Genomic DNA, 15,742 nt, shown 5'->3' with positions numbered 1-15,742 from the left:
GGCTTACGTTGTTATATTCTTAATTCTTATGCTTTTTCTGACTTTCGAAACAGCCGCTATTTCATTTCATTAAATCTATATCACCTTGCTTAATCCGCCTGAGCGGCAGATACCTTCCCCGTATCATATAACGTTTCTGATTGCGAAGTGATAAATGGACTCGGTTGACCTAAACAATAGATATGAAGCAAATGCATAGCCCGTGTACACGCCGTGTAGAACAACTTGCGCTCATGCTCTTGGGCATAATGCTCCTCAGAACCATCGTAGATGAGTACGGCGTCAAACTCTACACCTTTTGCTAAGTAGGCAGGTATGACATGAACACCTCGTTCAAACGCTAAAGTCGTTTTTTTGATCAGCTTCGGCGCGGTAGTTAATACCTTACTGAGTGATTCATGCACTTCTCTACTTTCTTCTGCGGTCTTACAGATCACTGCTACGGACTCATATCCTTCCTCAATTAAGGCGTTAAGGTCCGCAGTGATCAGATCAAGATGCTTCTGCTCAGACGTTGTAACGATAACTTGAGGTTTCTCCCCACTGCGGTTAAACGGAATTATCTCTTCTCCACCCGGAACCATTCCCTTCGTGAACTCCACAATCTCTTGGGTTGAGCGATAACTACGGGTTAACTCAATAAGTTCGGTATTTTCAGGGCCGTATAGGTTCGTCAATGGTCCTGTCCCACTCAGCACAGAGGAATGGGCATAAATCGCCTGATTGAAATCACCTAGCGCTGTAATCTTGGCTCGCGGAAACAGTCTTTTCATAAAAGCCAGCTGGAACGCAGAGTAATCCTGAGCTTCATCAATAATTACATGCCGGATGTTAGAGTTAATATGGAACCCAAGCAATAGTTCACGTAAGTACAGATACGGTGTGATATCTTCATAGGCAAGCTCTTGTTCTTTCATTCTCCGAAGAGTCATATCGCTGATTTCTTCCCAGTATGCAGGCAATGGTTCGTTATCCAGCAGTCGAACAATCTGTCCTTGATCCTTGAACAATTGTGAATAAAGCTTGCGAACATCAACAAAGCGCAAAGATTTGATCCATTTTCGTAAAGGCTTAAGGCGACTACTTACAACCATTCTGGCAAGAATCTCACGTTCCTGCACAAAATCATCAAATGTATCCACCTTCCCTTTTTGCTTACGCTTCAGACGCTGGAACGCTCGTTGTAGTTCTTCTGGCTCCATCAGATCAAGCTGCTGATCTACCCAAGGTGCCTCTAGCTCACTTTTCCCGAATGCGGAGAGCTCTTTCAACATCCAGTCTCTTAACATTTCGAGCCGATTCACCAGTTTTACCGATGGTTCATAACTGTAGAATTTCTCCTCCATCGCTTCAGCCGTAACAACAGCACGTCCTTGGAAACGAACCGGCTTGAACTTCATACCAGCGAGCATTAAGTTGTCTTTATATTTCGTAATCACCTTCAGGAACGATTCGGACGATTTGAATCGAATCCCAGACATGCGCGCAGGGTAAGCTGCGTCTTCTGTAGCCGAGAGCACATATTCAAGTTGAATAAACGGATCCTCAAGCTGGTATTCCCGTCCAAGACGGCGCTCCAAATACTCTTGGAACGTCGTTTGCAACATATTTTCTTCCCCTAGCTCAGGTAATACCGTTGATACATAACTATTGAACATTGGGTTTGGCGAGAAAAGTACCATCTGATCCGCTGACAAATGTTCACGGTATTTATATAGAAGATAGGCCACTCGCTGAAGGGCAGCCGACGTTTTGCCGCTTCCAGCAGCCCCCTGTACAATCAGCATACGTGTTCGATCATTACGGATAATACGGTTCTGCTCTCTCTGGATCGTCGCCACAATACTTTTCATCTGCGCATCTGACGTCCGGCTCAGAACGGCCTGCAACAATTGATCACCGATGGTTACGCCTGTGTCAAACATGAACCGGATACGACCTTCACGGATGACAAATTGCCGCTTCATCTCAATGTCGCCGCTAATCTCACCGCTAGGTGTCTCATATGTGATCGGTCCTGGCGCACCGTCATAATACAGATTGGATATTGGGGCACGCCAATCGTACACCAAGAAGGATTCCTCCTTCTCATCCAATAAGGAAGCAATGCCAAGATAAATGCGCTCTGCCTGCGGATATCCGTCCTCTTTGAAATCGATGCGTCCAAAATAAGGCGAGTGATGTAGTCTTTTCATTTTGTCGAGTGCCGCTGCCGTATTCAAATGGCTACGCTCCCGATCCGATAGAACCTGTGACTGCTGCCGCATACTTGTAGAGGTTTCCCCTACATCATCGGCTTCACTAAAGTTCATCGTAACCTCGTCCCAGAAGTCCTTTCTCATCTCTACAACTTCGTCTCGAAAGGAACCAACCTCTTGTTCAAGAGTTGTAATTTTACGTTCAATCTGATTGGTTACACTGTCGACCCGATGCTGTTCTTCGCTCCATTGCTGATCTGTACTCATATAATCCTATGCCCCTCTTTCCCCGGAATGTGTCCTCAAAAGCTCATTTGACATGCCCGACTAGGCCATGGTATAATTATTAGAAAGTAAACATTTTAAATTTATGTTAATTAGTTCTAATTTTTTGAAAACCATTTTTTATTGTACCAGTGACAACGTCCCGATGCAAGTGGAGGCGTTTTTTGTTGTTTTCTAATGTTATTTTCTAACTCCTACTTCTTCAATGTATCGTCGTATGCTCTTGGGTTCATTACGTTTAATGACGCACTACCCTGCTGTTAGCTCTTCTCCAACACCCATATATCCTATGCAACATCATCTCTTCTTAGCTTATTATTACCCACCATATGGATCGATATAGATAATTTCACATGGTAATTATGATTGTTTACGTACTGATAAGAGATCTTTAAGCAATCTTCTGGACCTATGTCAAGAAAGTAGACACTTACGCGACGGATTTGTCCGTAAATTTCTTCGCAAAACGAGCAGGGGAAAGATAACCTAGCGCACCATGCATTCGCTTGCGGTTGTAATAGAACTCAATGTACTGGTAAATGGTGTTATAAGCCTCTTCTGGATTCTTAAAACGAGGGTTACAGTGAATGAGTTCTTTCTTCAAAATACTGTGCCAAGACTCGATACATGCGTTATCGTAACAGTTTCCTCGGCGGCTCATACTGAGCTCCATACCATACGATTTCAGTTGCTCCACGTATTCTTTTGACGTGTACTGCGAGCCACGATCCGAGTGATGTAGCAGTCCTGGAGCGGGGCGTTTGGCCCGGTAAGCATCATTCAATGCACCTAGCACCAGACTCGTTTCCATATGGTTGTACAGACGCCAGCCTACAATTTCACGCGTACATAAATCCAGAACACTGGCGAGATATAACCGGCCTCCTCGGCAGGGAATGTAGGTGATATCGGTGACCCATACGGTGTTCGGTTTGGACGTTTGAAATTGCTGGTTCAGCGTATTTGGTGCAATGGGATGATGATGGTTAGAATCCGTCGTTTGGACACGATACCGAGGAGTGTGCACGGAACGAAGATTCATTTGACGCATGTATATACTGACGGTACGGGAAGAGATTCTGTATCCTTCCAGATGGAGCGCATACGTAATTTTCGGACTTCCACACCGCTTCTGGTGGTCGTAGAAATGAAATCGAATACGCTTCATGATCTCAGTTCTCCGGTGCTGCTGTTTACTTGTTCGATCCATCCGCCACTTGTAATATCCGCTCCGTGACACGTGTAACAGAGTGCACATCTTCTCCAAAGAAAACAGGGAGCGATGGTTTTCCAGAAACTGAAACCTTAGCTCTTTGGTTTGCTGAAGATGTGCACTGCTTTTTTTACAATAGCCAGTTCCTCTTGCGTGTCCGCAAGCGTATGCTCTTTCTCTTGAAGTAACCGGCGCATTTCTTTAAGCTCTGCTTCCAGTTCTTTCACTCGATCTACGCTAGCTACGGGCTCATGTTTAAGTTCGCGATACTTGCCCATCCACTGGTGTAATGTACTTTTTGGAATGTTGAGTTCTTCTGCCAAGTCTCCGAGTGTCTTGGTCTGTTCTTGGATAAATTTTACCGTTTGTTTCTTAAATTCTTCATTGTATCGTTGCCGCTGTTCTCCCATGTGGACACACCTCCGTTAGCCTTATTATCCTTCTGTCCGTTATTGGGTGTCCACTTTTTATTCTAGCTCCATTCATAGTCGCAACTCTGCAATTGTCTCTTCCCACCGCTTTAATGTGCCAGGCTCATCCTTCAATTGAAAGGTAATCCCGGAAGTGATATCCGCGTAAGGTGCATGATCTACACGAATATTCCTTATCTCACCTTCATAGCGATCCCTTGGATGAACAGACTCAGGTAAGGGAGGAAGCGCACGTAACGTCAGTCGAATGGTTAACAACTGATGATCTATAATGGCCATCAAAGTAGCCTTGCCTGTCCGCTCCATATTTTGGCTTGTCTGCGTGCCAGACCACAATGCAACTCTCAGCACGGTTGGACTTATCGCAACCAGTTCCCCCACACTAATCATAGCTTGATGTGGCCATGCATCTTCTGAAACGGTTAGTAGCTGCATGGCTTCATGTTTTTTATGTTGTAAATGCTGCCCATCGAACCACTGCATTAATTCAGGGTTAAGTTCTGTTATTATTGAAGTCATAATATCTCCTTCAGTTCATTATAGAGGCAGTTCCGAAAGTCCACTTTTGATTACGAAGGTGCTTGGTGGCATCTCAGCATCGAATAAGGGGTTAGAATTTTGAACGCACTTATAATAAAAAAATGTTTGAATACCTGCAACAAAATAACCCGGACAAGACTGCCCGGGCTAAGTTGTGGTTCTATTGTATATGAGTATGCCGCCAACTGCAATTCACTGTTATGGCCACTTAATCCAATTCAGGATATGATCCTGTGAATCCTTATCATCACTGCCACTGTGTACATGATCAGCAAGGCGGTTGAGGCGCTCCAGCTGATAGCCATAATCATAGATTGCCGCAGCAACAATGGACAGTCGAAGCATGCCGTTCTGGTCAACATCAAACTCCGTGATCGCTTGCTCCATAAAATGATCATTGTCCAAAATAAATTGCTCCGCCTCTTCACCATTAGGCTTCAGCTTATCTTCGAATTTGAGAAGTGCGTGCTCGTGAAATTTAATCAATCTCTCCAAGTGCGTATCGAAGAAACGATCCAACTCAGGGCTTCGCTGTGCTTGGAAATAGTGACGTTCAACCGAGTCCAATACTTCATAACCCTTTTGCAGACTCAGTAACATCTGCTTATACACAACCATTTGGCGGGTCTGACTGAACTTCGAGCGTTTCATCTTCTTCTGTTCTTCTTCAAACAAATTGTACTTATCTGACAGGGATTTAATGGAGCCTCCCAAATTGCTCTTCTCGTCTCGGAATACAGCTTCCTTAATCTCATCTGAGATCGACGTTCGTAGCAAGAGCGACATGCTGTTAAATACATTCTGAATCTGTTTCACAAACTGCACCTTCGGTTTGGGAGGAAAGACTGTAATGTTGATGAGGAAGGCTGACACGATACCAATAAGCGTTAAGAGAAACCGATTCAGTGCAAAATGCCAATCTCCCGAAGCTTCCATAATGGAAACAACGGTAACCAATGTCAGACCAACGGTTTCGCCCATGTTCAGCTTAAGACAGATCATGATGACGAGCACAATAATCAACCCAACCGCTATGGGTTCATTGGACAGAACCATACCACCAAGTAGGGCAACAATGGCACCAAGTGTTGTTGTCTGCAACTGATCCAAGAAGTATTTCCATGATCGATAAATGGATGGCTGCATGGCAAAAATTGCCGCGATCGCAGCCGGCACAGGCGACTGCGGGTTAAGAAACATACTGAGGTACAGAGCAAGCGTTACCGCAATCCCTGTCTTAAGCACTCGTGCTCCGAACGACACGGCAACCCCTCCTTACCTAACCTATCTTTTCTGTAAACTGCATTATTAATCATTATTACCCCGTATTTCATTGTATTGATCTTTAGTTTCATGTCATATTCTCACAAGAACGATTCATTGTACCACGGAATATGTAGTCTGTGCTATTCGAAAGTGCATTCATACACACTAATCCGAAGGAGAGAAGCGATTTTGACTCCTCCTCAATCCATTGCAACAAGAATAGACCGCACTCTGCGGGAGAGGTAACGGTCTATTCATGCTATTTTCATGTTATCCCCCAAATTGATGTAGGATACGCTGCTTATACGTTGTCTTTATCGGTTCCTTCCCATTCACGTTTGAACTGTTCTACGAATTGCACCATATAAGCATGTCGTTCCTCCGCCAGCTCTTTACCATATGATGTATTCATAAGATCCTTCAGCTTAAACAGTTTCTCGTAAAAGTGGTTAATCGTTGTGCTGCGCCCATTGCGATATTCCTCCCGTGTCATCTGTTCCCGTGGGGGAAGGGTAGGATCATACATCAGCCGTCCTCTGGAACCGCCAAATGAAAAAGCACGGGCAATCCCGATTGCTCCTAGCGCATCGAGACGATCTGCATCTTGTACAACCTGAGCCTCTAAGCTGGAGACTTCAGGGCGTTGTCCACCTGCGTAAGAGATCGTACTGATAATGTTCACGACCGTATCGCGTGTACTTGCCTCAAGCGGCTGTGTATCCAGCCATGCGTGCAGCTTCGCCATGCCAGCCTCCAAGCTTGCATTCAGCTTCTCATCAGGCACATCATGCAGTAACGCTGCGAGTTCCACGATAAATGGATCTGCTCCCATCCGATGAGCAATCTCTACCCCCAGAGCAGTGACCCGCTCAATATGAGACCAGTCATGGCCATCCGCATGTTCTGCTAAATCTGCCTGAACAAAGGTACGCGCGGCTTGAAGAATTCCCTCGCCAACCCGCATGCCATCGTTCTGATGGTTCATACCTGAATCCTGCAGATTTGCTGTAGAGCGCTCAGAAGCATGCTCACCCATCTTACAATTCCTCGCTTTCACGCGTTTGTTCCCGTGGTACACGACGAGCCACACTTGTTTTTACCGCCGCCTCGACCACACGATTACGCATCGCCTTGACAACTTTGTCGTTAAACACACTTGGGATAATATAATAGCGAGAACGCTCTTCATCGGAGATCGCAGCAGCAATGGCCTTCGCCGCAGCTAACTTCATCTCCTCATTGATCTCTGTCGCACGGCAATCCAGCACAGCTCTGAACATTCCCGGGAAGCACAGCACGTTATTGATCTGATTCGGGTAATCCGAACGTCCTGTCGCCATCACGGCTACGATATCCTCCACCTCAGCAGGCATAATCTCTGGTACAGGATTCGCCATGGCAAAAACGATTGGATCTGCTGCCATCGATTGTACATCTTCCCTAGATAGCAGATTGCCTCGTGAGAGACCAATAAATACATCTGCATCACGGATAACGTCACGCAGAGAGCCTGTCTCAAGCTCCGGATTCGTTCGAGCAGCGTAGTCGCTCCAGACCTCACTCTCATATGTCTGGGTGCGTACAAGAGCACCTTCACGATCTACGCCAATTAGTCGATTAGCCCCTGCGGACAACAAAATATTGCTACAAGCCACGCCTGCCGCACCAATACCACATACAACGATCTTCACATCCGTAATCGACTTTCCGACCAATTTCAGTGCATTGATCAATCCAGCGTATAGCACAACTGCTGTGCCATGCTGGTCATCATGAAAAACAGGAATATCCAACTCCTCGTTCAAGCGGCGTTCAATTTCGAAGCACCGCGGTGAGGAAATGTCCTCCAGATTAATACCACCGAATGCTGGTGATATCGCTTTCACAGTTCGAATGATCTCCTCGGTATCCTGCGTATCTAGGCATATTGGAAAAGCATCCACACCAGCGAATTGTTTGAATAACATCGCCTTACCTTCCATTACAGGCATTGCGGCACGCGGGCCAATATTGCCAAGACCAAGAACAGCACTTCCATCCGATACAACTGCTACAGTGTTACGCTTAATTGTTAGTGAAAAGGCCTTGCCTGGCTCATCCGCAATGGCTGAGCACACACGAGCCACATCAGGTGTATACACACGGGACAGATCCTCCCGGTTATGAATCGGTGTTTTCGGAGTTACCTCAATCTTACCTCCCAGATGTAAGAGGAATGTTCGATCTGATACGTTAACGATGGATACGCCTTTTAGCTCGCGTACCGCGTCTATAATTTTGCTGTTATCCTGTGAATCAGTTACGGCCACAGTTAAGTCACGGACACTAACATCCTGGTTCGTTGAAATCACGTCAATGGCAATGATGTCTCCGCCAGCTTCCGAGATGGCCGATGCCACTTCGCCAAACTTGATATCTTTCGTTGTCATTTCCAGCCGAATAATAATGCTGTTGCCATCTAGATTTCTTTGATTCATTCCAATTCCTCCCAGACTGTAAGTCTTGAGTTGCATGTTACCTTTTTCTCTTCGCTGCACATGCACTCTTTTCCTTTATCTTACCCAGAAAAAGTCTAAAAGGGTTCATTGGCCTTATGAATATACCCTTGTGATCACCGACTAACCTAACCCATGCAAAAAAACCACCCTGCACGTCTAAGCGACGTTCAAGGCGGCCTTGATAAGATGGATATTTTTATTTACGCTCTACAGCTCTGCGCAATACACGGATATCATACGGTTGCAGTGTGATTTGCGCCGGAACCGCTTCTCCACGAAGCAGATCGGTATAGGACTGATCGTCCAGTTCCACTTGTTTCGTTTCCGATGTATAGTTTTGCACAAACACATAATCTGCTGTTCCATCGGTTCGAGTATGAGCAGTGGTTCCTGCTGGAAGCTCTGTTTGCAATCCACGTTCAATGTTCAGATCATGAATCAAGCTACCGTAGAAATCATCATAAAATGGTGCTTTCAGACGTGCCGCCATATAATATGCCTTACCTGATCCGAGACGATTAACTGTCAATGCAGGACGTCCTGCGTAGAAGTCAGAACGATACGTGGCGAGGGACTCTGCACCTTCCAGATGAATAAGGTCACACAGCTCAATTGCATCATACTCTGTGTTCAGCTTAAGCTCATTCCCCTTCTCTGGAATAATTCCGTTAAGTTCACGATCATGTAATCCATCAATTTCCTCTGACCAGATGCCCAGCGTTTTGCGAAGCGGACCTGGGAATCCACCCAAGAAGCATAGATCATTCTCGTTTACAATGCCGGACCAGTACGTTGCCACAAAGGTTCCGCCATTTTCAACAAACTTCTCGATGCGCTCTCCAACGCCTTCTCTCATCAAGTAAAGCATTGGTGCAACAAGCAATTTGTATTTGGAGAGGTCTGCATCCATATCGATAACGTCTACAGCGACTCCCTTTTTCCAGAACGCTTCGTAATGCGCTTCCACCGTCTGCTCGTACTTCACACCGATATTGCGCGGTCCCTGTGAATCGTTAACCGCCCAGCGATTTTCCCAATCGAAGATAATGGCTACTTCTGCCGGAACCGCTGTTCCAACAATCGCCTCCATGCCTTCTAGTGCTGTACCTACGTCAGTCACATCTTGGAATACGCGTGTATGCTCCGTTCCAACATGATCTACCACTGCACCATGTAGCTTCTCACTAGAACCCCGGCTCTTTCTCCATTGGAAGTACTGCACGCTGTCTGATCCGTGCGCTACAGCCTGTAATGAAGATAACAGGTGCATACCTGGACGTTTCAGCTTACTCACTTCTTGCCAGTTCGTTGAGCTAGGTGTGCTTTCCATTAACAAGAATGGTTGTCCACCTTTAATGGAACGAACGATATCATGCATCATCGCGATTCTGGATGCTTGTTTGCCATCTTCATCCGCGTCATGCCATGTCGGGTAACTATCCCAGGAGAGGAAGTCCAGAATATCGGCAAATTTCCAGTAGTTCAATCCACCGTAAAACTCCATCAGGTTGGTTGTAACCGGTAAATCCGGATTTTTAGCTTTCAAAGGTTTAGTTTCGTGAACGATAAAGTTTGCTGTCTGGTCTGTCACAAAGCGGCGCCAGTCCAGATTCATGGCATGTACCTGTGTCTCCCCATGTGGAGCAGGAGACTCAACTTGACTCCAATCTGTGATGGTATGACTCCAAAATGTAGTCCACCATGCATGATTAAGCTCATCGAGCGTTGTATATTTGTTCTGAACCCATTCGCGGAATGCTGCTTGACAGTAATCACAATGGCAATCCCCACCGAATTCATTGGAAATATGCCAACCAATCACTGCCGGATGATCCGAATAACGCTCAGCAAGCTTGGAGTTGATTGCAGTCACCTTTTCCCGATAAACCGGTGAAGTATAACAATGATTGTGACGGAAACCATGAAGATTACGAACACGGTTCTCGGACACACGCAGCACCTCTGGATACTTAGCAGACATCCAAGCCGGTCTCGCTCCGCTTGGTGTTGCTAGAAAAGCATAGATGCCGTTTGCCGCAAAACGATCCAATACTTGATCAAGCCATTCGAACGTGTATACGCCCTCTTCCGGTTCAAGGGATACCCAAGAGAAAATGCCGATGGACATCACATTACATTTGGCAAGCTTCATCAAGCGAATATCCTCTTCAAGGATCTCAGGGTAACGAAGCCACTGCTCCGGATTGTAGTCTGCTCCGTGAAGCATGTGTGGTGCTTTCGAGCTTACAGGTGGAAATTTGTATGTCATAGGGAAAAACTCCTTTAATGATGTAATCTATTGTTGTGATAACTCTGTTCAAACTGTAGCTATACACTATTTAGTTATTAATGTATCTTGACCATCCGTTAATGCTGCAAACGATTCCAACTTACGTCCTTTGTAGTCAAACATCGCTAAGTTCGCCCAGTTATTCGCATGTCCAACCGACCATTCGGGTTTACTAGGAATCCATGCCGGCTCCCAATAGTAGAATCCGACACCTAAGCCACCGGGTACTTCGCGAATAATCTGCAACATATCTCTCAGATAACGACGTTGACCTTCAACGGTCGCTGGGTACTCAGGCAACAGCATATCTTCCTGTCTCATAATCCACTCATGACCTTCAAGCTCTTCTAACGTCCATGGGTAAGCGGTTTCTACAACGACAATTTCTTTACCATAACGTTTCGCCAGATCATGCATATTCTCCTTCAATGCGTCGAGTGTGCCATGCCACCAAGGATAGTAAGAGAGACCAATGGTATCAAACTCTACACCGAGCGCTTCAAAGCGATCATAGAACTTGACGCTCTCAGCATTATCACCGCCACGATCAATGTGGATCATTATATTAATATCTGAATCGATCGATTTCACGGCAGCGATACCATACTTCACAAGCCCTGCAAAGCGTTCCCATTGTTCATCGGTATCATGTTCCTCTCCACCTACTCGACCCTCATCCCACAGCATACCAGGCGTGATCTCGTTACCTACCTGCACCATATCCGGCAATGCATCGTGCTCCTTCAGCGTTCGTAATACCTCTGCCGTATAGTTACACACCGCACGTTGAAGCTCTTCATAAGACAGCTCCTCCCATGCCTTCGGCTTCCACTGGTTAGCCGGATCAGCCCAACGGTCTGAATAATGGAAATCAAGCAAAAATTGAAGCCCATGAGCCTTAATACGTTTGGCTACAGCGACTGTTCGCTCTAGGTTACAGAAGCCACCAGCCGGATCATTCCAGATCCGCAGTCGAATGGCATTGGTATCGTTATGTTTCAAAATAGACAACAGATCTTGTTCCTTACCATCTACATCACTAAAACTGCCTCCATGCTGTTCGATCTCATCCATAAATGACACATCCATTCCAAGAATGAATGGTCCGTTATACCGGTTATTCACACGATCAACCTCCATTGAACGAAGTAATTACGTTCTGAGCTCAGCCTTTAACTGAGCCCAGTGTCATACCTTTAACAAAGAAGCGCTGCAAGAAAGGATACACGATCAGAATCGGCGCACTACCAATGAAAATCTGTGCAGCTCTTACCGTTGTCTGAGAGATCGTTTCCAGTTCTTTCGGATTCATCGCCATCGTACTCATATCACGCTTGATAATAACGGTCTGCATGAATGTAGCCAGCGGGTAATCCTTGGCATTGTTCATATACAACAAACCGTCAAACCAGGAATTCCAGTGAAATACCATACTGAACAATGCAATAGTTGCGATCGACGGCATGGAGATCGGCAGGAAGATACTGAACAATGTTCTAAAATGGTTCGCTCCGTCCATCAGTGCTGCTTCCTCCAGCTCTTTTGGAATACCACGGAAAAAGTTCAGCATCAAGATGACAAGGAATGTGTTTACTGCACCTGGGAGTACCAGCACCCAGAAGGAATCCATCAATCCGATCTTTTGGATAACCATGTAGAATGGAACCAGTCCACCGTTGAAAATCATACTGAATACAAAAATCCAGGAATAGATCGTTCTGCCTTTGAATTCACTGTTTTCTTTAGACAACGGATAGGCTGCCAAGAACGTAATCAGCAAGGTAATCGCTGTACCAATCACGGTACGAAGCAGTGAAATCCAGAGAGAGTTCAAGAATATGGGATTATTCATGGTCTTTTTGTAAGCTTCAAGCGAGAAGCCTACTGGCCAGAGACTGACCAGGTTAGCATCCGCAGCAGCTTTATTACTAAAGGAGACTGCCAGTACGTGAATCATCGGGACGATACACATGATGGCAACTAACAGTAGAAAGCAAATATTGATAACGTTAAACACGCGATATGATCTCGTTTTATGATACATCGTAGTCCCTTCCTTCTCTGTTCATTCGATTAGAATATGCGGTATCCGGCATACTTCTTGGCTAAGCTGTACGATACGAGGATCAGCACCATACTGATGACGGATTTAAACAATCCAATCGCAGTAGCGAAGCCCATCTCTCCATTTTCCAGTGCCGAGCGATATACGAATGTATCGATGATGTCTCCTGTTTGATACACGAGCGGGTTGTACAAGTTGAAAATCTGGTCGAAACCGGCATTCAATACATTTCCCAGTGCCAGTGTTCCAACAACCATCAGCATCGGTACGAGAGACGGAACGGTGATATGAAGGGTTTGCTTCCAACGATTCGCTCCATCGATCTCAGCTGCTTCATATAGCGCCGGGTTGATACCAGCAAGTGCAGCCAGAAAGACAATCATGTTATAACCGAATTCCTTCCACACATCCGTTAGAATGATCGTTGGTCGGAACAAGCTGTTATCTCCTAGGAAGAAGTATGGTCCGAGTCCGAAGCTTCCCAATACTCGGTTAACCAATCCTCCAGTTGACAACAAGTCTAGCAAAATCCCGCCCAGGATAACCCAAGACAAGAAGTGAGGCAGATATACCAACGTTTGAATGGTCCGCTGAATAGCCATCTTACGAACCTCGTTCAACAGGATCGCAAACACAAACGGTACACATAAGTTAAAGATCAGTTTGAGCACAGCAATGATTAATGTATTCCAGATAACCTGCAAGCTGTCCTCACGTTCAAACAAGTATCTAAAGTTGTCCAATCCGACCCAATCGGAGCCACTAATTCCAAGCCATGGCTTATAGTTCTGAAATGCCATAACGATCCCGCCCATAGGCACATAACTGAAGATGATCAGAAAGATGATGGCTGGCAGCAGCATTACGTGGAATGGCCAAGTACGTTTCAAAGTTCTCATGATTGCTCCCCCTGTAGTTCTTCCTACTCAAGTACTCCCTGAGTGGCTTATAATGCGATTATATCAAGCTTTTGAGGCACTCAAACAGCGCATAAAAGCAATATAAATGGCACAAAAGCAACTACTTTAGAACCATACAAAGCTTCATGTGTCTTGGAACCAATTTCCATGAATGACGTCTTCCTATCCTCTCAAAAAAACAAAAAAACGCGCAGACTACAAGTAGCCTGCGCGCTGGTTAAAACCTTATTTTCTTACACCGTCATACCACTCGTTAACCTCTTGAGTGATCTGATCTCCACCGCCGGCTTTCCACGTTTGAACAAACGTATCAAACGAATCTACCGGATTTTTGCCATAGATAATTTCATTGAAGGTTTGATTCTCAATTTTGTTGAGGTAATCCAATTTGGATTTCATTGTCGCTGTCGTAGGGCCAGTAAACATATTTTTGAATGAGATATCTTCCTGCGCAAGCAACACTTTAGCTGCGGCAGGTGTTTCTGTACCATAGTTTGCGGCAACATCTTTTTCAAGCTTCGTCTCTGGCTCTTTGCCATCAGCCAGATTCATCAAGGCTTTCATTTGTGCATCTGGAATACGAGCGCCATCACGCACGAGCAAGTAACGTACTACGTTAACATACCCGCCTTCAATATCTTCATATCGTTTTTGTTTTCCGTTTGCATCTAATTCAAAGTCATAGCCTTCAAAGAGACCGTTATCATACTCACTGCCTGGTGCTGGATTAGCATAATTGTCAAACAGATAGTTTTGATATGTGAAGAATGCTTCTGGATTCTGCATATCTTTCTTAATCAGCGTAACACCGTTAACGAATTGCGTACCGTGACGCATTGCTTTTCCTTCAGGGCCTACCGGAATTTCAATTGGCTTCCACACAGCGCTAGATACGTTCTTCACTGTATCAGCCAATGGCCAGCCACTCATCCAATAAGGACCAGGGATAATACCCGCTGTACCTGCAACTGCTGGTTCTGCAGTTTTGTTCTCATCCCAAAGTGCTGCTTCTTGAGGGATGTAACCTTTGGTCAACCATTCATTCAATTTAACAAGACCTTGTTTCATGCCTGGGTTAATTGAACCATATTCCAGCTTGCCATCTGCTCCCACATTCCATTGGGTAGGAAGCGTGCCGTATGCACCGAAGATCCAAGATGGATCTCCCATCCATGTGTTCATGGATGTTTTGAAACCGATGCTAAGTGGTGTTACTTTATCCGGAGCCAAACCGTCCGGGTTTTTGTTTTTGAACGCTTCCATAACAACTTCCAGCTCGTCAATTGTTTTTGGTGCTTCAAGGTTCAGCTTATCCAACCAATCTTGACGAATCCAGAGCAGGTAATCATTGTTGTATGCATAGTCGAGTACGGGAATTCCCATTCTCTTGCCGTCACGACTGTACTGATTCCATACGTTTGAATCCTGAGCCATAGCCTCTTTCCATGTGTCCGAAGCATATTTATCGAACAATGGCCCTACTTCCTGATACATGCCGGAGTCGATCAAATCTTGAGCAACCAGGTTATCTGGCTGGCCGATCGTTACAATGTCAGGCATTTCTTGCCCTGAAGACATCGCAAGACGCAGTTTAGTTGCAAACGCACTGTTTGTATCCGTTACCGACCAAAGTGATTTAATGTTAATGCCGAATTTGTCCTTCGCCCACTTGGTCGCTACGTTATTTTCCATGGATTCACCATTTTTGAATTTCAGTTCAGGGTCAATCCCCCATGCAGTCGTGATGGTTACCTCTGGGTCATACTTTTCTTTGTATTCATTCTGAACACCAGATGTACTTGGTGCTGCACTCTCCTCCGCACTGCCTCCTGAACATCCTGCAAGAACGACAGTCAGACTCAGCGTTGTAGCGAGAAGCGACAAAAATTTCTTTTTCGTTGATTGCGCTCTCATGTTGTTCCCCCTTCAATCGTTTTGGTTACCCTTTCATTATAGGCTGGCCAGGCCTTTGTTCCTATGATACGAAATCAAGATTTCTGCACCTTTGCCAACCTATATTCTGGAATCATGTTGTA

At 45.5% G+C, this 15,742-nt stretch carries 12 protein-coding genes; all 12 read right to left on the bottom strand.

The annotated features are described in order from the left end of the window. Positions 1-89: 89 nt before the first annotated feature. On the bottom strand, positions 90-2,465 hold the full coding sequence (gene helD / locus V6W81_RS10530; RefSeq protein WP_338543048.1) for an RNA polymerase recycling motor HelD: 2,376 nt from the start codon (positions 2,463-2,465) through the stop codon (positions 90-92). A 448-nt stretch (positions 2,466-2,913) separates the two neighbouring features. After that, positions 2,914-3,777, bottom strand: a complete 864-nt coding sequence (locus V6W81_RS10525; RefSeq protein ID WP_338543928.1) for an IS3 family transposase — start codon at positions 3,775-3,777, stop codon at positions 2,914-2,916. A gap of 11 nt (positions 3,778-3,788) precedes the next feature. Beyond that, positions 3,789-4,106 (bottom strand): transposase, encoded by a 318-nt coding sequence (locus tag V6W81_RS10520; protein WP_111270792.1) that lies wholly within the window; start codon positions 4,104-4,106, stop codon positions 3,789-3,791. Between the two features lie 72 nt (positions 4,107-4,178). Further along, positions 4,179-4,646, bottom strand: coding sequence for a pyridoxamine 5'-phosphate oxidase family protein (locus V6W81_RS10515; RefSeq protein ID WP_338543046.1), 468 nt, complete (start codon positions 4,644-4,646; stop codon positions 4,179-4,181). A 219-nt stretch (positions 4,647-4,865) separates the two neighbouring features. After that, positions 4,866-5,930 (bottom strand): FUSC family protein, encoded by a 1,065-nt coding sequence (locus V6W81_RS10510; RefSeq protein ID WP_145046141.1) that lies wholly within the window; start codon positions 5,928-5,930, stop codon positions 4,866-4,868. Positions 5,931-6,234: 304 nt separating this feature from the next. Further along, on the bottom strand, positions 6,235-6,897 hold the full coding sequence (locus V6W81_RS10505; RefSeq protein WP_338543981.1) for an HD domain-containing protein: 663 nt from the start codon (positions 6,895-6,897) through the stop codon (positions 6,235-6,237). Between the two features lie 73 nt (positions 6,898-6,970). Beyond that, positions 6,971-8,410: an NAD-dependent malic enzyme gene (locus V6W81_RS10500; protein ID WP_338543045.1), complete on the bottom strand. Its 1,440-nt coding sequence runs from the start codon at positions 8,408-8,410 to the stop codon at positions 6,971-6,973. Between the two features lie 217 nt (positions 8,411-8,627). Next, positions 8,628-10,700: a beta-galactosidase gene (locus V6W81_RS10495; protein WP_338543043.1), complete on the bottom strand. Its 2,073-nt coding sequence runs from the start codon at positions 10,698-10,700 to the stop codon at positions 8,628-8,630. A 66-nt stretch (positions 10,701-10,766) separates the two neighbouring features. Then, a complete protein-coding gene (locus V6W81_RS10490; RefSeq protein ID WP_338543041.1) occupies positions 10,767-11,846 on the bottom strand; it encodes a glycoside hydrolase family 53 protein in 1,080 nt (359 codons plus the stop codon). 40 nt (positions 11,847-11,886) lie between these two features. Next, positions 11,887-12,765, bottom strand: a complete 879-nt coding sequence (locus V6W81_RS10485; RefSeq protein ID WP_128101311.1) for a carbohydrate ABC transporter permease — start codon at positions 12,763-12,765, stop codon at positions 11,887-11,889. A 29-nt stretch (positions 12,766-12,794) separates the two neighbouring features. Next, entirely contained in the window at positions 12,795-13,685 is an 891-nt protein-coding gene (locus V6W81_RS10480) for an ABC transporter permease (protein ID WP_128101310.1), read from the bottom strand. A 246-nt stretch (positions 13,686-13,931) separates the two neighbouring features. Further along, a complete protein-coding gene (locus tag V6W81_RS10475; RefSeq protein ID WP_338543039.1) occupies positions 13,932-15,620 on the bottom strand; it encodes a sugar ABC transporter in 1,689 nt (562 codons plus the stop codon). Between the last annotated feature and the right edge of the window lie 122 nt (positions 15,621-15,742).

It is taken from the genome of Paenibacillus tundrae, from assembly GCF_036884255.1.
GTDB lineage: Bacteria > Bacillota > Bacilli > Paenibacillales > Paenibacillaceae > Paenibacillus.
The sequence above is the reverse complement of the archived record's forward strand: the minus strand, read 5'-3'. Positions and strand labels throughout refer to the sequence as shown.